Consider the following 18518-nt stretch of genomic DNA (forward strand, 5'->3'; position numbering starts at 1 on the left):
GTAGCTCCCAAACTATGACCGCAGATCGTAATGCGGCCACGTGAACGTGTGTCAAATTCCTGCCTTGTGCCAGCACCCAAGTCGAGTGGGGCAAAGGACCTAATCAACGGAAAAAAGGTTAACTGCGCCCGGCAGTAGCCGCATTCGCAGCTGGTTCGGGCGGCGCTGCGGCGGTTTGATCGATCGAAGCTGCCGCCCGCGCTATCAGCGCGGACGCTGAAACACGTACACCCGAAATCGTTTGGGCCCGATCCGAAATCTTGGCGACAGGCTGTCCGCCGACCGTTATCGAAAGCGCATCGGGACGTCCGGTGTTGATGCGCGGATCGCTTGCGGTCGCAGGAACTGTCACGGTTTCGCCCAGCGCCAGCGTGCGCTCAAACAGGCGCTCTCCGCCGTCTTCATACAACCGCACCCAGATGCCCTCCTCCAGTGCTGTCAGCACCACCGGCCCCTTAACGACCGGGGAAGGCGCAGCCTCCGGCTCTGCTGCATCCGACGCATTGCTGGCCACAGGTGCGGGCACATTCAAGGCTCCCGGCTCTGTCCCGGCGCCAAAATAGGCGTTGTAAAAGGCATAGGTACCCACGCCAAGCACCAGCACCGCCGCCGCCGCCGCCCAGGCTAAGCCCGCAGAAGGAAGACGCGCCGGATCGCCCGGCTCCATCGCCAAAGACGGTGCAGAGCGACGCATCGACCCGTCAGCAAGTTCGGCCCGCACCGCATCGGTAATCTCGGCCGGATCAAGGCCAACCACCTTGGCAAACGTGCGCGAAAACCCGATCGCGTAGGCGCGACTTGGGAGGCTTTCGAAATCACCGTGTTCGATGGCTTCGAGATGGCGCACTGGAATGCGTGTCTCTGCGGCGACATGGGCCAGTTCGAAGCGAAGCTCCTCTCGCGCTGCACGCAAGGTTGCGCCCGCCAAGGAAACAGGTGTGTGCTGCGCGTTATCGACGCCGTTGATGTCTTCGCTGTTCATGACCCGAGTCCGCCCCTTCTGTACGAGGCTTTTGATGTGTGAAATTGCGTGAATTGTCCTTGAACGGGACTCACCCGCTGACAAGCTTTGTGTCAAGCGTCGCGGCAACACGCTGGCGCACACGGCGCACGTTTCTCCGCAAGGCTGGCATCAATCATACTCGATCTCGCGAGCATCGGCCCAAGCCGACAGTTCAGCGCGCAGATTGTGCTCTGGAACAGCCAGCCATCCGGTCATTGCCGCGGTAAGCTCTGCCAGATCAATCTTGCGCACCAACTCCTTGATCGGGCCGACCGCGGCCGGCGTGATCGAAAGGCGGCGATAGCCGATGCCCATCAGGGCCAGTGCCTCCAGCCGGCGGCCCCCCATCTCGCCGCACACACCGATATCAACCCCGCTGCCGACACTGTTCTGCATCACCCGGCGCAAGAATCGCAGGATCGACGGGCTAAGCCAGTCATATCGCTCGGCCAGCTTGGGATTGGCACGATCAGCGGCAAACAGGAATTGAGTCAGGTCGTTGGTGCCGATCGACAAAAAGCTGAGTCGCGGCAGCAGCATGTCAAGCACTTCGGCCAGCGCAGGCACTTCCAACATCGCGCCAAAATGAATGCGTTCGGGCAGCAGCTTTTTTTGCGCGCGCAGGAAAATCAGCTGTTCGTCGAACACGGCCTTGGCCGCATCGAACTCCCAAGGTTCGCTGACCATCGGGAACATCACATACAAGGACCGTCCGCCCGCCGCTTCCATCAGGGACCGCGCCTGCACCTTCATCAGCCCCTCGCGCTCAAGCGCCAGCCGCAGCGCACGCCAGCCCATTGCAGGGTTTTCGTCCTGCGCAGCGATTTCGGATGCGAGATAGGGCACAGATTTGTCCCCGCCGATATCAACCGTGCGAAAAATCACCGGCTTGTCGCCGGCGGCCTCAAGCACGTCACGGTAGAGCCGCGTCTGGCGTTCGCGCTGTGGCAGGGTGGCAGAAACCAGAAACTGGAATTCAGTGCGGAACAACCCGACACCATCCGCGCCGGTCATCGCAAGCGCGCTCATGTCATCGCGCAGGCCGGCATTCATCATGACCTGAATACGCGTGCCGCAGCGGGTGAAGGGCTCGACATCGCGCAAGGAGGCATAGGCAGCCTGCTTTTCGCGGCTCTTGGCGAAGCGCGCCTGGAACGCGTCCGCGACCTGCGGCAGCGGTCGGATGATGGCACTGCCCGCGGTCCCATCCAGCAGGATCTCGTCGCCTTCGCGGATCGTGGCGCGCACACTTTTGGTGCGCCCGATCACTGGCACATTCATCGCCCTCGCAACAATGACGACGTGCGCGGTCAATGAACCTTCTTCCAGTATCACGCCCTTCAGCCGGCGCTTGTCATATTCCAGCAATTCGGCTGGCCCCAAGTTACGCGCGATCAGGATCGTGTCCCGCCTGAGGCCTTGCGAGGCCGCTGTGCCGACCTGCCCCGCAACGATCCTGATCAGCCGGTTGGCTAAATCCTCCAGATCGTGCATTCGGTCGGCCAGCAACGGATCGTCGATCTCGCGCATTCGCATCCGGGTGTGCTGCTGTACTCGCTCGATCGCGGCTTCGGCGGTCAGGCCACTATCAATGGCTTCGTTGATGCGCCGCGACCAGCCTTCGTCGTAGGCAAACATCTTGTAGGTTTCGAGCACCTCCTCATGCTCACCGCCGACCCCGAATTCGGCTTGGCTGGCGAGCGTATCGATCTGCTCACGCATCTTGTCAAAAGCGCGATAGACGCGCTGCCGTTCGGCCTCGGTGTCCTCGGCCATGACCTGTGTGATTTCGACTCGAGGCTGGTGATAGACGGCGGCGCCGGCGCCAAGCCCTTTGACGAGCGTGAGGCCGGTGAGGGTCATGGGGCCTGTCTGCTCTTGCGTTAGCCCTCGCGCTTCTTCCTCATCCACCAGCTCGGCATTAGCAATCAATTCGCTTAGTACCATTGCGGTGGTCTGAAGCGCCTCGATCTCGACCTCTTCATAGCGGCGCGGCTCGATATGCTGGACCGACAATATCCCCACAGCACGCTCGCGGTAGACAATTGGGACGCCTGCAAAAGAGTGAAATTTTTCTTCGCCAGTTTCGGGCCGGTACTGGAAGTCGGGGTGCGCCTTGGCCTCGGCCAGATTCAGCGTTTCGACCTTTTGTGCAATTGCGCCGGTCAGGCCTTCGCCTATCGCCATACGGGTCACGTGAACCGCACTTTGATTGAGGCCGCGGGTCGCGAAAAGCTCCAACATGCCTTCGCGCAACAGGTAGATCGAGCAAACCTCGCTCGTCAGGCATTCGCCGATGATCTCAACGACTTGATCCAGCTTGCCTTGCGCGTGCATGCGCGACGCCATCACCTCGGTCAGGCGCGTTAGAATCTGGCGGGCGGAGGCTGCGGCTGACATAATCTTGCGGGTCTATTCATTCCGCACGCCAAATGCAAAACCCGGCTTTGCAGCACACCGCCCGTTCAGGTCATCGGAAAGGGCGCGATCTCGCTTTCTTGAATTCTCAGGCGGACGCGATCTCTTCCTTCAAACGCAATTTCTGCTTTTTGAGAGCCTGAATCGTCGCGGTGTCGGGGATTGGCCGTGTCATTTCATCGCGCAACCGCGCTTCGAGGCCAGCGTGCTTGTTCTGCAGGGCATTGAGATGGGAAGACACTGCGGTCGATGCCATTATGCGTTCTCCTGTTTGCGGGGGTACGCCCCCGGAAAAAGGCGACTCGGCACATGAAGCGACCGGGCCGCTGCCTGCATTGAGAACACACACAACGGCGGTTGCAAAGCCCTTACGAGCCGCAAATCGTCGCATCTGCTTGCACGTACGACGAACCGCAGCGCTGGATCTGCGTTGAAGCGCGGTGAAATTGCCATCTGCTATCTACACAAGCGCGGCAGGAACGCGTAGCGCACGGCGCAGGTTGCAGCGTTGGACGCGATTGGCGAAAAGGAAGCGGGGGCGAATATGACCGAGCTCGAGCTCAGGAAAAATCTTGAGTTGCTCAAGACCGAGCACCGCGATCTCGACGCCGCGATTGCCGCGCTCACCGAGGCGGCACGGGGCAGCGCATCCGCCGATCAACTCCAGATCGCCCGTCTGAAAAAGCGCAAACTGCGCCTGCGGGATCAGATCGCGATGATCGAGGATACTCTGCTGCCAGATATCATCGCCTGATTCCGGCCACCTGATCGGCGTGGTCAGTGCAAGGCACCTTGTGTGTCCGGTCGGGACGAAAGCAAAAAATTGCTTGGAAAGTAACCATAGCCATATGGCGAACCGGCCTGCCGGGGCGTAACCTGCGACGCAACATGACCCCTCCTCCGAATTTGTCCCGCCCGATTGTTGAGGCGCTGTACACCGAAGCACTGGTGCTTGCCGACGATGTGCGTGCGGTGTTTGCCGCCGGGACACGCGAGCCGCTGGCGGGAGAAGATGCCTTTGCACGTTTGGCGCTCTCGACCGAAGGGCTCAAGACGACCACCCGGATGATGCATGTGCTCGCTTGGCTGCTGAACCAACGCGCTCTGTTTCAGGGAGAACTCAGCGAAAATCAGGTGCGCCTGCATGGCGCGCTGCCACCTGATCGCGGCTCGGACGAAAAGCAGCTAGCGCTGCTCGAACCCGAAATGCAGGCGTTGATCGCTGACACCGAAAAGCTGCATCAACGGATCGCTCGTCTTGACGAGGCATGGCGCCAACATTGCGACATGTCTTCGCCCGCACGCGCATTTCAGGATCGGCTCGGGCGGGAACTGGGTCGCCTCGGCTAGATCAGGTGGCCGCCAAGGCCTTACGCCACGATGCTAGCCGCGCATCGCGAACGTCAGCATCCATCTGCGGTTCGAATGTCACAAGCCTGCCACGCATCCCCTGTGTTGCGGCGTCAAGATCGGGGTACATTCCCACGCCGCACGCTGCGAGCATCGCCGCGCCGAGTGCGGTCGTCTCCACAATTCTGGGACGCTCCACAGTCACGCCGAGCATATCGGCAAGATCCTGCGCCATCCAGTCGTTGGCCGCCATGCCGCCATCAATCCTCAATCTATGCCATGGCGCACCGTCGGCGGTAAAGGCAGCGCAAAGGTCATGTGTCTGGTGCGCCATCGCCTCCAGTGCTGCGCGTGCCAATTCAGCCTTGCCACTCGAGAAACTCAGCCCCGCAATCACCCCGCGCGCTTCGGCCCGCCAATGCGGCGCGCCGAGACCTGACAGCGCAGGCACGATCACCACCCCGCCGCTATCCGGGATTGAGCGCGCCAGCGCTTCGGTTTCCTCGGCCACCTGCACGATCCCGAGCGAATCCCGCAGCCATTGCACAAGGCTGCCCGCCACAAACACCGATCCTTCGACGGCATAGGTGCGCTGGCCTTCAAGCTGGGTCAGCACCGTGCCGAGCAGGCGATTGGTCGATCGCGGGATGCGGCGACCCTGACAGGTCAGCACAAAGGCCCCGGTGCCGTAGGTCGCTTTTGTCTGGCCCGGAGACAGACACGCCTGCCCGATCGTCGCCGCCTGCTGATCGCCCGCAAGCCCAGTGATCGGAATGCTCCGCCCGAACAATTCGGCATCGGTCATGGCAAGCGGCCCTGCCATGTCGACTACGCCCGGCAGCGCGGAAATCGGTACGCCGAACAGATCGCACAGCCCTTCGTCGAATTGCGCATCCTCCAGCCCCATCAACAACGTCCGGCTGGCGTTGCTGGCGTCCGAGATATGCGCTGCACCGCCGGTCAATTTGTAAACAAGCCAGCTTTCGACCGTCCCGAACGCAAGCGTGCCCTTGTCCGCCGCTGCCTTCACGTCAGGCACGTTGTCGAGCATCCAGCGCATCTTGGTGCCGGAGAAGTAAGGATCGAGCAGAAGGCCCGTACGCTCCTGCACCCCTGCTTCATGGCCCGCGCTGCGCAATTCGGAACAGAAAGGTTCGGTGCGGCGATCCTGCCAGACGATTGCGTTGGTCAGCGGCTCGCCGGTTGCGCGGTCCCACGCCACCACGGTTTCGCGCTGGTTGGTGATACCGATTGCGGCAATCATCGCCGCCCCGCCCGCCTTGGGTAGCACCGCTTGCGCGCAGGCGAGCGTCTTGTTCCATATTTCGCGCGGATCATGCTCGACCCAGCCGGATTGCGGATAACACTGCGTCAGCGCGTCTTGCGCGCTCGCCACCAGCACGCCATCGGATGCGAATAGCATTGCGCGGGTGGAGGTGGTGCCTTCGTCGAGCACCAGAATGTAGTCGGCCATGGCGTAACCCTCTCTCCGGGGTGACATCTGCCATGGCGCCCGCCATATGCAAGGCCATGGTCACGATCCCTCCCCAGCCCTGGCCCACAGGTCTTGCCGAAGATGTCGAGCCGCTGGTGCGCCGCGTGCTGGCCCCTAACCCCTCGCCCTACACCTTCACCGGCACGCAGACTTATGTGGTCGGCGTGGCTGACGGGCCGGACTGCGCAGTGATCGATCCCGGTCCGAACGAAGCGGCGCATATCGACGCGATCATGGCCGCCGTCGCGGGGCGAAAGATCGTTGCCATCATGTGCACCCACACCCACCGCGACCATTCGCCTGCTGCTGCGCCATTGGCCGCGCAGACGGGCGCACCCATCGTCGGCTGTGCGCCGCTGGTGCTGCAAGTCGCCGGGCCACGTTCGGACGAGGCCTTTGATCCGACCTATGCGCCAGATCGCGTGCTGGCCGATGGCGAGGCAATGCGCGGCACCGGCTGGACGCTTACGGCCGTCGCCACGCCGGGGCATACGTCGAACCACCTGTGCTTTGCGCTGGAGGAAAGCGGCGCGCTGTTCACCGGGGATCACGTGATGGGGTGGTCCACCAGCGTCGTCATCCCGCCCGATGGCGATATGGGTGATTACATGGCGAGCCTCGAAAAGCTGATGGCGCGTGATGATGTGCGCTATCACTCTGCGCATGGGGCTGCGATCGAGAAGCCGCGCCAGTTGGTGCGCGGCATGATCGGCCATCGCCGCCAGCGCGAAGCTCAGATTATGCGGTTGATGACAGAACGCCCGCGCCCCGTCAGCGGGTTCATCCCCGATATGTACAAAGGCCTCGACCCGCGCCTGATCGGGGCTGCGGAAATGAGCGTCACCGCGCATTTGCTCGATCTGGAACGGCGCGGACTGGCCAGCCGTAGCGGATCACATGGGACCGAGACATGGCAGACGAATTGAACCAGCCCCCCGCGCTGCGCCCCAGTGTCCCTCCGCAGCCCGCGCCGCATGGCATGGTGCTGCCGCCGGTGGCGCCCGATGGCGGGTCACTTTCGGCGCGCAACGAACGTTTGCTGATAATCCTGATCGCGCTGCTCGCAGCCCTGTCGATATGGCTGGGGTGGCGGGCATTCTATTATCAGGAGGAAGGCGATCCGGTGGGCAGCGCCATGCTCGCCTTTGAAAAGCAAAACAGCCTCGTGGTCTTCGCCAGCCGGTTTGAGGTCGTCGCCGAAAGTGAATACGAACAGACCATCGCCACGGTGCCCGTGCGGCGCGTGCGCCAGGCGATGATCGTGCCTGCCAGCATCGATTATCGGCTCGACCTGTCAGCCATGCAGCGCGATGATTTTGCCTGGGACGAAGCGAGCCAGACCCTTACCGTGACGCTGCCGCAATTGCAGACCTCGCGCCCCAATATCGATGAGGCCAAGGCACGGCTGTTCACCGAGGGGCTGCTGAATACCGGCGGATCGCAGCAGATGCTGTCGGAAAAGAACTCGCAGGTTGCCGAGCAAAAGGCCACTGCCTTTGCCAAAAACCCGGAAGTTCTCAGCCTTGCCCGCACCGCCGCGCGCGAGGCTGTGCGCCAGAATCTCGCCGTGCCCTTGCAGGTCATCGGCTATGATGCGGCGCGGATCGAGGTTCGCTTTGCGGGAGAATGAATCCGCTCGAAAAAAGCAGGGCGCGCCCTATATCTGCCCCAACCAAGACAACGGGAATTGACCAATGAGCCTGCTGATCCGCAACCCCACCGGCACCGATCTCCTCGCCGAGATCGATCGCCTGCGTAAGGAACGCAACGCGGTGATCCTGGCGCATTATTACCAGACGCCGGATATTCAGGACATTGCCGACTTCGTGGGTGACAGCCTTGAATTGTCGCGGAAAGCTGCAGCGACCGATGCCGACGTGATCGCATTTTGCGGGGTCAAGTTCATGGCCGACACGGCCAAGATCCTGTCGCCACAAAAGACAGTGATCCTGCCCGATATGGACGCTGGTTGCTCGCTTGAAGATTCCTGCCCGCCGGAGAAATTCCGCGCGTTTCGCGAAGCGCACCCCGATCATATCGCACTGACCTACATCAATTGCTCGACCGAAGTGAAAGCCCTTTCGGACGTGATCGTCACGTCGTCCAGCGCCGAGACGATCCTTGCCCAGATACCGCCCGAACAGAAGATCATCTTCGGCCCGGATCGGCACTTGGGCGGTTACCTTAGCCGCAAGTTCAACCGCGAAATGCTGCTGTGGCCGGGCGTGTGTATCGTCCACGAGGCCTTTTCCGAGACCGAACTTCTGAAGCTCAAGGAAAAGCATCCCACCGCGCCGGTGGCCGCGCACCCCGAATGCCCGCCCACAATCATCGACCATGCCGATTACGTCGGCTCAACCAGCGGCATCCTGAAGTTCGCGGCCGAGTTTGAAGGCGACACACTGATCGTGGCAACCGAACCGCACATCATCCACCAGATGGAAAAGGCGCTGACCAACAAGACTTTCATCGGCGCGCCGGGCGCAGACGGGAACTGTTCGTGCAACATCTGTCCCTACATGGCGCTGAACACGATGGAAAAGCTGTACGTGGCCTTGCGCGACCTGACCCCGCAGATCGAAATCGAGGAAGGCATGCGCCTGCGCGCCAAGCGCAGCCTTGACCGGATGCTGGAGATGGCGAGCGGGACGGTCGGCTTGGGCGACCTGGGCAAGGTCCACTTCAGCGGCGACTGACCGCGCTACCCGAAATCTTGAGACATCATCTGGCGGTGTGATAACGCCAACCGGCAGCGTGCAAACGTTGGTGCTGCGCAGAAACGTGAACGGGGCGATCAGATGACGGCGCGCATCAGGGTTTTGTGGCTTGCCATCAAAGGCAGCTATTGGTTCTACCCGGCCCTTTTCGCGATTGGCGCATTCATCTTGTCGAGCGCGACGCTGTCGCTAGACCGCAACAGCAACACCGCCTGGCTGGGCGAACTCGGCATCATCGAACTGTCCGGACCCGACAGCGCCTCCGACATCCTCGGGCTGGTTGCAGGCGCCATGCTCGGCGTAGCCTCGACGGTGTTTTCGATCACGATTGCCGCAGTCGCCTACGCCAGCGGCACCTACGGCCCGCGCTTGCTCAACAACTTCATGGAAGATCGCGGCAACAAACTTAGCCTTGCCGTGTTTATCGGCACCTTCGTGTTTTGCATCAACGTGCTGCGCACCATCCGCCATGAAGGCGCCGTGACTACCGATGCCACGGGCGATTCCATTGAGCTGACGTCCTTTGTGCCCAATTTCTCGCTCTTCGTATCGTATATCCTGATCGTGGTGGCTGTCGGCACTCTGGTCTATTTCCTGCACCACATTCCGGCATCGATCCGGATCAATACGGTGTTGGAAAATATCGGCAGGCGCCTGATCCACGATATTGATGCGATCTATCCTGATAAAGATAGTACGGCGGTAAGCGACCAGCCCTTTTCAGGTGAACCGATCACCGCGCATGTCGCCGGTTACGTCCAATCGATCACCTTCGACCAATTGGAGGAGGTGGCACGCGCAGACGGTGGCCGGATCAGCCTGGTTTGTCGCACCGGGGATTTCCTGCACCCCGGCATGGTGCTGGCGCATTGGCAGTCGGCCGATGGGGCAGACGGCGCACCACCCGATCAGGACAAGATCCGTTCGGCCTTTGCGCTAGGCGGGATGCGCACCTCGGATCAGGATTTGCGCTTTTTGATCGACGAACTGGTCGAGATCGGCCTGCGGGCCTTGTCGCCAGGTATCAATGATCCCTTCACCGCAATCACTGCGCTGCACTGGCTGGGCGCGGCGACGGCGGAGCTGGGGCATCGCTGCCTGGTGCACAAACAGCCCGATCATGCAGACGAGGGTGAGGCTCGCGTGATCCGGCGTGACACTTCGTTCAGCCATTATGTCCGACGCGGCTTTGGTTCGATGCGCAGCGGCGTGGCGACAAGTCCGCTGGCCGCTAGTGTGGCGTTGGAAAGCATCGCCAACACCGCTCGGGTTCTTGACGACGAAACCCGCCGCCGTGAACTGATGCGGGAGGCTGATTTGCTGTTCGAACAGGCGCAAAAGGCGATCACCGGCCCCGACTTTGATGTCGTCGAAGCCCGCTACCGCAGCGTGGTGGCAATGGCCATCTAAGCCTTCGCGCGGCTCACCGCCAGCGCCGCGCCGACCAGCACCATACCTGCAATATCCAGCGCGGACAGCACCTCACCAAACGCGAGCCACCCGTATAGCGATGCAACAGCAGGCTGAGTTAGCAGCGCAAGGCCCACCACCAGCGGCGGAAAGTATTTAAGTGAATAGACCATCAGCCCCTGCCCGATCAGCTGGCTGACAATGAACAGTCCGATGACCGGCGTCCAGTTGGTTGGCCACACCGGCTCACCCAACGCAAGCGCGATGCCCAGCAATACCGGGCAACCGAACAGACTGACCCACGCAAGCAGGCTCCAAGAACCAAATGCGCCGCGCGCATCTTGCAGGGTAAGCAGATAAACCGCGTAAAGCAGCCCCGCCGCCAGACAGAACAGATCGCCGATCAGCGTGGCGTTGGAGATTTCGAGGCTACGCCCCATCAGGATCACCGCGCCGGCAAGCGCAAAGACAATTGCCGCCCACTCCCACCCCTTGGGCAACACGCGGGCCGCGATGAAGCCCCAGAACAGCAGCACGATCGACCCGGCATTGCCGAACAGGGTGGCATTGCCCAGCCGCGTCATGCCGATGCCGATGTGCCAGCTGGCAAGATCAAGCGCGAAAGTCACAGCGCCCAGCGCCACCAACCCCAGCGTCTTCGCGCCCATTCCGGTAAGCCGCTGGCCGTTAGCCCGTGCGAGCAGGACCACAAAAGGCAGCGCCAGAAACAGCCGCCAGAATCCCGCAGACACGGGACCGGTATCGGCCTCGCGCACAAACCAGGGCCCCAGCGCAAGCGCGATATTGCCCCCCAGCAACGCCGCCAACAGGACCCAAGATGCCGGGCGAAGGTCTGGCATTAGGGCTTGTGTGACGCGATTTGCTTGGGCGTTTTCTTCTCGGGCCCCAACATTTTCCATGCTTGCGCCCTAGCCCCGGCAAGCCCAATTGGATAGTCAATCGCAACTGGTTCCAAAGGAATACCCACATATGCACGAAGCTCTTTTCCAGCCGCTCAAAATGGGCGCGATGACCGCCAAGAACCGCATCCACATGGCCCCGCTGACCCGCGGGCGTGCGGCGGACCCGATGTTTACGCCCAACGACATGATGGCGACCTATTATCGGCAGCGCGCAGGCGCGGGCATGATCCTGACCGAAGCCACCGGCATCAGCCGCGAAGGCCTCGGCTGGCCGAGCGCACCGGGCATCTGGAGCGAAGAACAGGCTCAAGGCTGGCGGGCGATCACCAAGGCCGTGCATGAAGAAGGCGGGCTGATCGTGATGCAGCTGTGGCACATGGGCCGGATCGTCCATCCGGTGTTCCTTGATGGCCAGCCGCCCGTTTCCGCCAGCGCTACCACTGCACCGGGCGATGCGCACACGCCCGAAGGCAAGAAGCCCTATGTCGAGGCGCGCGCCATGACGCTGGAAGACATCCGCCGCACCGTTCACGATTACCGCCGCGCCGCCGAGAACGCCAAGGCCGCAGGCTTTGACGGCGTGCAGTTGCACGGCGCCAATGGCTACCTTGTCGACCAGTTCCTGCGCGACAAGACCAACCTGCGAACTGACGAATATGGCGGCAACCCGGAAAACCGCACCCGGTTTATGCGCGAAGTGCTCGAAGCGCTGATCGACGTGTGGGGCGCGGACCGCGTCGGTATTCGCCTGTCACCCAATGGCGATTCGCAAGGCACCGATGACAGCGATCCCGCAGCAACCTTCGGTGCAGCAGCCAAGGTGTGCGAAGAGCTCGGCCTCGCCTTCGTCGAACTGCGTGAGCCCGGCCCGGACGGCACGTTCGGCAGCACCGACGTGCCCAAGCAAAGCCCGCTGATCCGCAAGATCTACTCCGGCCCGTTGATCCTCAATTCGGATTACACCGCCGAGGAAGCCTTGGCCGACATCGAAGCGGGCAAGTGCGATGCGGTGAGCTTTGGCCGCCCCTACATTTCCAACCCCGATCTGGAAAAGCGGATCGCGGCCGGCGCGCATTGGAATCCGAACAAGGACGTGCCCAAAAGCTGGTACTTCCCGATTCCCGAAGGGTATGTCGATTATCCGACGCTGGAGCAGGAACAGGCCGAAGCCGCCGAGTAAGCGGGACTATTCCTCGGCATCAGGGGCCGGGGCAGCGGACGCTGCCCCGGCCCTTTCGTTTGCAACCGGGGTGTCGATCCCGGGCGCAGTCGTCACATCAGGCTGTTCGGCGTCGATGTCACCCACCGGCGCGGATTGGCGCGGCGCGAGCGGGGCTTGCGATTCCAATTGATCGAGCGGGATCATTGCGTCGCTGATTGATCCAGGCAGTACCTCACCCGAGGCGGCGGCGCCCTCCTCGGTACTGGAAGTCGGATCGTCGGAGCAGCCTGCGACAATCAGGCACAGGGCAAGAATAAAGGCGCGGGTCATCGGCACGCTCTTTTGGCGGCGGCGTCCAGGGCGTCAAGGAAATCATCGCTGCCCGCGATCAAGGCTTCGTCCCATTCGGCGGACGATACAGTAAGGCCCAGCCGAGCAAGACTGGTCACGCCGTATTCGGCAATGCCGCAAGGCACGATCCCGCCAAAGTGCGACAGGTTAGGATCAAGGTTCACGGAAAAGCCGTGCATCGTCACCCATCGCCGCACCCGCACGCCGATCGCACCGATCTTGGCTTCACGCCCGTCAATGTCTCTGGTCCAGATGCCAACCCGGCCTTCTGCCCGCCAGCTTGTCACACCAAAGCCTGCCAGAGTGGCAATCACCCAGCCTTCGATTGCATGGACGAAACAGCGCACGTCCTTGCCGCGCTTGGCCAGGTCCAGAACCAGATAGCCCACCCTTTGGCCCGGCCCATGGTAGGTGTAGCGCCCGCCTCGCCCGGCTTCGACCACTTCGAAACGCGGGTCGACCAGTTCGGTCGGATCGGCGCTGGTGCCTGCGGTGTAGACCGGCGGGTGTTCAAGCAGCCACACCAGTTCCGCTGCATCGCCCGTATGAACCGCCGCGTTGCGCGCTTCCATCGCGGCGAGCGCGGCAGCGTATCCCACCGGCGCGCGCTCCCGCCGCCACTCTATCGGGTGTGGAAGGCCAGAGGCCGGAGCAGTGCTTGCCATGGCGCAGCGGTGAAGGCATTGAGCGGTGATATCAAGAGGCGATTGTGGAGCAGGCGCCTCAGCTACCCAAGGGATCGGACAGGCAACGATGGCAAAGCATAAATTCGATATGGGTCAAGCGTGGGTCCAAGCGACCGGGCTGATTGGTACAAACCGCGATACCATCAGCGCGATTGCCGGATTGTTTTTCTTTCTTCCCGCGATGGCCAGCGCGCTGTTTGTACCGGAATTGGCCAATCCGGCGCAGCCCAGCGCGCCTGCTGACGCCGATCCGCAATTGGTGATGCAGGCAATGCTTGATCAGATGAGCGCGGCCTACGCCGCCAATTGGCCGATCCTGATTGCTGTTCTGGCGCTGCAGTTTATCGGTTCGATCAGCCTGTTTGCACTCCTAACAGACCGCGGCAACCCGACGGTGGGGGAAGCTTTGAACACCGGAATCCGGAGCATGCCAAGCTACATCGCAGCGCAGTTGATCACGGTGATCGGCGCCTCTTTGGCCATCGGCATCCCGCTGGGCCTCATTTCGTCGCTGGGCGGGGCGGCTGTTGCCATCCCGGCTGCGATTGTGGCGTTGATTCTGGTTGTCTACATTTTCGTCAAGTTTTCGCTGGTAGCCCCGGTGATCGCCATCGAAGGGCAGCGCAATCCATTTTCGGCGCTCGTGCGGTCTTGGCACCTGACCAAGGGCAATTCTTTGCGCATCTTCGTGTTTATCGCATTGCTGGTTTTTGTCGTCGGCATCATCTCTGCGCTCGTTTCGGGCATTATCAGTCTGGTGTTGGCAGCGTTTGGCGGTACCGTCGCAACGATTGGTGGTGGCATCATAAGCGCTATAATCAATGCCCTCCTCACGGTCGTGTTTCTGGTGGTGACCGTTTCGATCTACCGGCAATTGGCTGATGCCCAACCCGAACGGACCGCCGAAGTCTTTGAATAGCCGCGCAGGCACGCCCGATCATGGCTGCTAGTGATTCCGAGCTGACGTCTTCAGAGCAAACGCCTGGCCAGACCGGTGCGATCCCCGCGCCGCGCATGGCGCTTTTGTTTCTGGTCATGCTGGTGACCGCGGCGGGCAATACCGCGATGCAATCAGTCATGCCTTCGATCGGCACCGCCTTGCAGGTGGAGGATGTGTGGATCAGCCTTGCCTACAGCTGGTCTGCATTGCTGTGGGTGGTGTGCGCGCCGTTCTGGGCGCGGCGGTCCGATCAGCGCGGACGCAAGGCGATGATGGCGGTTGGGCTGACCGGATTTATCATATCTTTCGTGCTGTGCGGCGCAGTGTTGTGGGTGGGGCTTTCAGGTTGGCTCTCCGCTTTCTGGACGCTGATCGCCTTTGCGGCGGCCCGCAGTCTTTACGGCGGGTTCGGCAGTGCCGCCCCCCCGGCGGTGCAAGCCTATGTCGCCTCACGCACACCGCGATCCGAGCGCACGCAGGCGCTTTCGTTGATTGCGTCAAGCTTTGGTATGGGGACCGTGATCGGACCGGCGCTCGCACCGCTCATGGTCGTTTCGTTCCTGGGTCTGGGCCTCACTGGCCCGTTCCTCGCCTTCGCCGCGATTGGCGTGATCGCGCTGGTTCTCTTGCGTCTGCGCCTGCCTGATGACGAGCCGCAATATGCCGCGCGCGGAGCAGGTGTCGCCTATTCGAGCGGCACGGGCGCGCCGGTTGATCCGCAAGGCTCGTCCGCGCAAGAGGACGCCGACGGGGCCGAGGCGGCGGGCGATCCGCCGCGTCTGAGCTGGCGCGATCCGCGGCTTCGTCCGTGGGTCTTTGCCGGATTGATCGGCGGCCATGCCCAGGCGATGGTGCTGGGCATTTCGGGCTTTCTGGTGCTGGACCGGCTCGGCCTGCGCGAGACCCCGGCTGAAGGCGCCGGGCCGGTGGGCCTGGTGCTGATGATTGGTGCAAGCGCCACTCTGCTGGCACAGTGGGGCTTGATCCCGCGCTTCAAGCTCGGACCGCGCGCCGCCACCTTATGGGGGATCGCCACGGCGGCGTTTGGTACGCTGATTCTTGCCATCGCTGGCGATCTTCACCTCATTGCCCTGGGCTATGCTATCGCATCACTGGGATTTGGTCTGTTCCGCCCAGGGACCACAGCAGGCACATCGCTCGCGGTCAGCCGCGCTGAACAAGGGCAGGCCTCTGGCATTGTCGCGTCATTGGCGGGGGCGAGCTATATCTACGCACCGGCGCTGGGAGTGTGGCTGTACGGCCGGTCAGACTGGCTTGGTTTTGGGCTGATCATCGGGCTGTGCGCCGCCGTATTGTTACATGGCTGGTTTGCTTTGCAGAGCGACAACACGCTGACAGCCGAGCGCGAAACTTTCGAATAGCGCTCTCAGGAGCCTGCAGAATCTCGAACACGACGTTCTACACGCGACACAGACATAAGCCGTTGTCGGCTTTTATCATGGGTCGTTCAGTCATGATCTAGTCGGCCACTATCGCCGTCAGCACAGCCGTATCTTCGGTTTAGAAGGCCGCGCTCAGCCGCATCGGTCCCAAGCAAGAGAAGGCCCTACCCAGGCTCATCCCCGCATCGCGATAAGGCTTGGCAAGCTAAGGCGTGTTCGGCGGATCTTTCAGCTCTTCAAAAACAGCAATTTGATATGGCTGAGGTTTTCGAAGTTGCCAGCGTTTAGCGGGACGTTCCGAAAGCAAGCTTGCGCCAAATCTTCGCCTTCATCGCCGTGCGTCACTGCGCTCGAGACCGCCCGCTGCCTTTGGCCGAGCCATGACCCGAAAGCCACAGTTTCTTGATATTTACTCTCAAAAACCACGAGCCCTTGCAGTTGCGAGTAAGTTGCAATAGCTGACGCGCCATATTGACAGAAAGGTCTTCCATGATTCTCCGCGTCGCGCGCTCCGCCCTGTTCCTCGGTTGCGCCAACATTGCCTTCCCGGCCCTTGCCGACACCGTTCCAGACGCAGGCGAGCGCGCTGCCAGCGACAGTGCTGCGTTTGAGGAAGCCGGAGACCGCGAGTCCCACATCATCGTCACCGGCAATGTGCTCTATGCCGATCAGCTCAACGCCTTGCGTACGCCCACCCCGATCATCGACGTGCCGCAATCGCTTTCGATCGTCACCGCTGATCAGATTGCGCGGCAGGGCTTCGACAGCATCGGCGATATCGTAAACTACACCCCCGGCGTCACCAATTCACAGGGCGAAGGCCACCGCGATTCAGTGGTATTCCGCGGTGTCCGGTCGACCGCCGATTTTTTCGTCGACGGCGTGCGCGATGACGTCGAGTATTACCGCGGCCTCTACAATCTTGAACAGGTCGAGATCCTGCGCGGCCCCAATGCGCTGCTGTTCGGCCGCGGCGGAACCGGCGGCATCCTAAACCGCGTAACCAAGAAGGGCGTCGTCGGCGAGACCTTTGGCGGGGTGCGCGCGTCGGTCGACACTTTCGGCGCCTATGACATCTGGGCGGATCTCAACCTTGCCACCGGCCAGAATGCGGCGCTGCGGATCAACGCCGCCTACGAGCATCTCGACAATCACCGCGACTTGTTCGACGGCGAACAGATCAGCATTAACCCGACCTTCCGCGCCGAACTCGGCAGCGCGACGACGGTCGACCTTTCTTACGAATATCTCGATCACGAACGCTTCATCGATCGCGGAATTCCCTCAGACGACAATGGCGATCCGGCGCGCTTCCTGCAACGCATCACCTTCGGCGATCCCGACAACAATTACGCGACGTTCAAGGCCCACGTTCTGCGCGGCACGGTGCAGCACAGCTTCTCTGACAGCCTCAAAGCGAACTTCACCGCTTCGTGGGGCGATTATTCCAAGGTCTACTCGAACTTCTTCCCGGTCGGTTACACGCCCGCGACCAATGTCGTGCCGATCGACGGCTATATCGACACCAACCAGCGTCAGAATCTGGTGCTGTCGGGCAATCTGATCGGCGAATTCGACACGGGCGGCATCGGCCACACACTGATCGTCGGCGGCGAATATATCGACACCAGGAACAATAACGACCGCTTTAACGCAGTGTTCGATACGGCGGTCAACGCTGGCCGCCGCCCCGATGTCGAGTTCTTTCCGGCGGTGCGCCCCTTCCCCTTGCGCGGCGGGGTTGGCACGCTGGCAAACGGCCAGACGACACGGGCCGGCTTCACTGCGCTCAATGATGATACTTCAGCTGACCTCGCTGTGTTTTCGGCCTATATTCAGGACGAGGTGAAGCTTGCCGACTGGCTGCGGGTGGTGCTCGGGGCGCGGTTTGACAGCTTCGAAATCACCGTCCTCGACAACCGTACCGGCGCTGTCCGTACCCGCAAGGACGAGGAAGTGACCCCGCGTGTCGGCGTGATCCTCAAACCGATGGAAAGCCTGTCGCTTTATGGCAGCTACTCGGAAACCTTCCTGCCCCGCTCGGGCGACCAGTTCGCCGACATCAACCCGCCCAACGATGCGCTCGATCCCGATACCTTCTCGAATCTCGAGGTGGGGGTGAAGTGGGACATCCGCCCCGATCTTTCCCTGACGGCAGCGGGATTCCAGATCGAGCAGTCTTCGCCTCAGGCATCTGACAACAATCCCGGCACGCTCGATGTGATCGATTCCAAGATTCGCGGGTTCGAAGCCCAGCTTCAAGGGCAGGTAACCGCTGGCTGGTTCCTAACCGCGGGCTATTCCTATCTCGACGGCGAGCAGCAGAGCCGCACCGGCCCGACCGGACGCCGCTTGCGCGAATTGCCCGAGCATACGTTTTCGATCTGGAACAACGTTCAGGCCACCGATCAGCTCGGCCTCGGGCTTGGCCTGACCGCGCAGGGCGAAAGCTTTGCCGATAACGCCAACACCGCGACCCTGCCCGCCTATGCGCGGGTCGACATGGCGGTGTTCTACGACGTGAACCCGGACCTACGGGTGCAGCTCAATGTCGAGAACCTGCTGGACGAGCTCTATTTCCCTACCGCCCACTCGGCGGACGAACTGACAGTGGCTCCGCCGATCAACGCGCGAGTTACTGTCTCGGCGCGCTTCTGATG

At 61.8% G+C, this 18518-nt stretch carries 17 protein-coding genes; 10 read left to right on the plus strand and 7 right to left on the minus strand.

All coding sequences use genetic code 11. The features are described from left to right. Positions 1 to 118 precede the first annotated feature (118 nt). From ACRANW_RS14635 to ACRANW_RS14645, 3 genes are all read right to left on the minus strand, one after another. The gene (locus ACRANW_RS14635) at positions 119 to 982 is read right to left on the minus strand and encodes a helix-turn-helix domain-containing protein (protein ID WP_479432483.1); all 864 of its coding nucleotides are present in this window, start codon (positions 980 to 982) and stop codon (positions 119 to 121) included. Positions 983 to 1132: 150 nt separating this feature from the next. Continuing rightward, the gene (gene ptsP, locus ACRANW_RS14640) at positions 1133 to 3403 is read right to left on the minus strand and encodes a phosphoenolpyruvate--protein phosphotransferase (protein WP_479432484.1); all 2271 of its coding nucleotides are present in this window, start codon (positions 3401 to 3403) and stop codon (positions 1133 to 1135) included. Positions 3404 to 3509: 106 nt separating this feature from the next. After that, a complete protein-coding gene (locus ACRANW_RS14645; protein WP_479432485.1) occupies positions 3510 to 3677 on the minus strand; it encodes a YdcH family protein in 168 nt (55 codons plus the stop codon). 288 nt (positions 3678 to 3965) lie between these two features. Between ACRANW_RS14645 and ACRANW_RS14650 the strand changes: the two genes are divergently transcribed. After that, positions 3966 to 4175 (plus strand): DUF465 domain-containing protein, encoded by a 210-nt coding sequence (locus ACRANW_RS14650; RefSeq protein WP_479433963.1) that lies wholly within the window; start codon positions 3966 to 3968, stop codon positions 4173 to 4175. Between the two features lie 134 nt (positions 4176 to 4309). After that, positions 4310 to 4771 carry a DUF1465 family protein gene (locus ACRANW_RS14655; RefSeq protein ID WP_479432486.1) on the plus strand — a complete coding sequence of 154 codons (462 nt, stop codon included), beginning with the start codon at positions 4310 to 4312 and terminating at the stop codon, positions 4769 to 4771. A gap of 1 nt (position 4772) precedes the next feature. On the opposite strand, the gene glpK is transcribed toward ACRANW_RS14655, so the two are convergent. Further along, positions 4773 to 6245 carry a glycerol kinase GlpK gene (gene glpK, locus ACRANW_RS14660; protein WP_479432487.1) on the minus strand — a complete coding sequence of 491 codons (1473 nt, stop codon included), beginning with the start codon at positions 6243 to 6245 and terminating at the stop codon, positions 4773 to 4775. 56 nt (positions 6246 to 6301) lie between these two features. Here glpK and ACRANW_RS14665 point away from each other — a divergent pair, with 56 nt between their 5' ends. The 4 genes from ACRANW_RS14665 (at position 6302) to ACRANW_RS14680 (ending at position 10393) form a co-directional block, all read left to right on the plus strand. After that, positions 6302 to 7192 carry an MBL fold metallo-hydrolase gene (locus tag ACRANW_RS14665; protein WP_479432488.1) on the plus strand — a complete coding sequence of 297 codons (891 nt, stop codon included), beginning with the start codon at positions 6302 to 6304 and terminating at the stop codon, positions 7190 to 7192. Further along, a complete protein-coding gene (locus tag ACRANW_RS14670) occupies positions 7177 to 7896 on the plus strand; it encodes a DUF4230 domain-containing protein (RefSeq protein WP_479432489.1) in 720 nt (239 codons plus the stop codon). The genes ACRANW_RS14665 and ACRANW_RS14670 overlap by 16 nt, the downstream gene beginning before the upstream one ends. Positions 7897 to 7960: 64 nt before the next feature. After that, positions 7961 to 8962, plus strand: coding sequence for a quinolinate synthase NadA (gene nadA, locus ACRANW_RS14675; RefSeq protein ID WP_479432490.1), 1002 nt, complete (start codon positions 7961 to 7963; stop codon positions 8960 to 8962). A 102-nt stretch (positions 8963 to 9064) separates the two neighbouring features. Further along, positions 9065 to 10393, plus strand: coding sequence for a DUF2254 domain-containing protein (locus tag ACRANW_RS14680; protein ID WP_479432491.1), 1329 nt, complete (start codon positions 9065 to 9067; stop codon positions 10391 to 10393). Here the strand turns inward: ACRANW_RS14680 and ACRANW_RS14685 are convergent. Then, positions 10390 to 11253: a DMT family transporter gene (locus ACRANW_RS14685; protein WP_479432492.1), complete on the minus strand. Its 864-nt coding sequence runs from the start codon at positions 11251 to 11253 to the stop codon at positions 10390 to 10392. The two genes, ACRANW_RS14680 and ACRANW_RS14685, sit on opposite strands and share 4 nt — an antisense overlap. Positions 11254 to 11383: 130 nt before the next feature. Between ACRANW_RS14685 and ACRANW_RS14690 the strand changes: the two genes are divergently transcribed. Continuing rightward, positions 11384 to 12496, plus strand: coding sequence for an alkene reductase (locus tag ACRANW_RS14690; protein WP_479432493.1), 1113 nt, complete (start codon positions 11384 to 11386; stop codon positions 12494 to 12496). A gap of 6 nt (positions 12497 to 12502) precedes the next feature. Here the strand turns inward: ACRANW_RS14690 and ACRANW_RS14695 are convergent, their stop codons facing one another. After that, the gene (locus ACRANW_RS14695) at positions 12503 to 12808 is read right to left on the minus strand and encodes a hypothetical protein (protein WP_479432494.1); all 306 of its coding nucleotides are present in this window, start codon (positions 12806 to 12808) and stop codon (positions 12503 to 12505) included. Continuing rightward, the gene (gene lipB, locus ACRANW_RS14700) at positions 12805 to 13494 is read right to left on the minus strand and encodes a lipoyl(octanoyl) transferase LipB (protein WP_479432495.1); all 690 of its coding nucleotides are present in this window, start codon (positions 13492 to 13494) and stop codon (positions 12805 to 12807) included. Before lipB ends, ACRANW_RS14695 begins: the two co-directional genes overlap by 4 nt. A gap of 88 nt (positions 13495 to 13582) precedes the next feature. Here lipB and ACRANW_RS14705 point away from each other — a divergent pair, with 88 nt between their 5' ends. The 3 genes from ACRANW_RS14705 (at position 13583) to ACRANW_RS14715 (ending at position 18516) form a co-directional block, all read left to right on the plus strand. Next, positions 13583 to 14434 carry a DUF7847 domain-containing protein gene (locus ACRANW_RS14705; RefSeq protein WP_479432496.1) on the plus strand — a complete coding sequence of 284 codons (852 nt, stop codon included), beginning with the start codon at positions 13583 to 13585 and terminating at the stop codon, positions 14432 to 14434. Between the two features lie 20 nt (positions 14435 to 14454). Further along, positions 14455 to 15837: an MFS transporter gene (locus ACRANW_RS14710; RefSeq protein ID WP_479432497.1), complete on the plus strand. Its 1383-nt coding sequence runs from the start codon at positions 14455 to 14457 to the stop codon at positions 15835 to 15837. A 510-nt stretch (positions 15838 to 16347) separates the two neighbouring features. Continuing rightward, a complete protein-coding gene (locus ACRANW_RS14715; protein WP_479432498.1) occupies positions 16348 to 18516 on the plus strand; it encodes a TonB-dependent receptor in 2169 nt (722 codons plus the stop codon). Positions 18517 to 18518 lie beyond the last annotated feature (2 nt).

It is taken from the genome of Erythrobacter sp. 'gip.4 top 5', from assembly GCF_056495765.1.

Coding starts and splice junctions, on each gene's coding strand:
- ACRANW_RS14710 (WP_479432497.1), top strand. CDS start 14,455: ATGGCTGCTAGTGATTCCGAGCTGACGTCTTCAGAGCAAACGCCTGGC.
- ACRANW_RS14635 (WP_479432483.1), bottom strand. CDS start 982: ATGAACAGCGAAGACATCAACGGCGTCGATAACGCGCAGCACACACCT.
- ACRANW_RS14690 (WP_479432493.1), top strand. CDS start 11,384: ATGCACGAAGCTCTTTTCCAGCCGCTCAAAATGGGCGCGATGACCGCC.
- ACRANW_RS14685 (WP_479432492.1), bottom strand. CDS start 11,253: ATGCCAGACCTTCGCCCGGCATCTTGGGTCCTGTTGGCGGCGTTGCTG.
- ACRANW_RS14715 (WP_479432498.1), top strand. CDS start 16,348: ATGATTCTCCGCGTCGCGCGCTCCGCCCTGTTCCTCGGTTGCGCCAAC.
- ACRANW_RS14650 (WP_479433963.1), top strand. CDS start 3,966: ATGACCGAGCTCGAGCTCAGGAAAAATCTTGAGTTGCTCAAGACCGAG.
- ACRANW_RS14670 (WP_479432489.1), top strand. CDS start 7,177: ATGGCAGACGAATTGAACCAGCCCCCCGCGCTGCGCCCCAGTGTCCCT.
- glpK (WP_479432487.1), bottom strand. CDS start 6,245: ATGGCCGACTACATTCTGGTGCTCGACGAAGGCACCACCTCCACCCGC.
- ACRANW_RS14705 (WP_479432496.1), top strand. CDS start 13,583: ATGGCAAAGCATAAATTCGATATGGGTCAAGCGTGGGTCCAAGCGACC.
- nadA (WP_479432490.1), top strand. CDS start 7,961: ATGAGCCTGCTGATCCGCAACCCCACCGGCACCGATCTCCTCGCCGAG.
- ACRANW_RS14680 (WP_479432491.1), top strand. CDS start 9,065: ATGACGGCGCGCATCAGGGTTTTGTGGCTTGCCATCAAAGGCAGCTAT.
- lipB (WP_479432495.1), bottom strand. CDS start 13,494: ATGGCAAGCACTGCTCCGGCCTCTGGCCTTCCACACCCGATAGAGTGG.
- ACRANW_RS14645 (WP_479432485.1), bottom strand. CDS start 3,677: ATGGCATCGACCGCAGTGTCTTCCCATCTCAATGCCCTGCAGAACAAG.
- ACRANW_RS14655 (WP_479432486.1), top strand. CDS start 4,310: ATGACCCCTCCTCCGAATTTGTCCCGCCCGATTGTTGAGGCGCTGTAC.
- ACRANW_RS14695 (WP_479432494.1), bottom strand. CDS start 12,808: ATGACCCGCGCCTTTATTCTTGCCCTGTGCCTGATTGTCGCAGGCTGC.
- ACRANW_RS14665 (WP_479432488.1), top strand. CDS start 6,302: ATGGTCACGATCCCTCCCCAGCCCTGGCCCACAGGTCTTGCCGAAGAT.
- ptsP (WP_479432484.1), bottom strand. CDS start 3,403: ATGTCAGCCGCAGCCTCCGCCCGCCAGATTCTAACGCGCCTGACCGAG.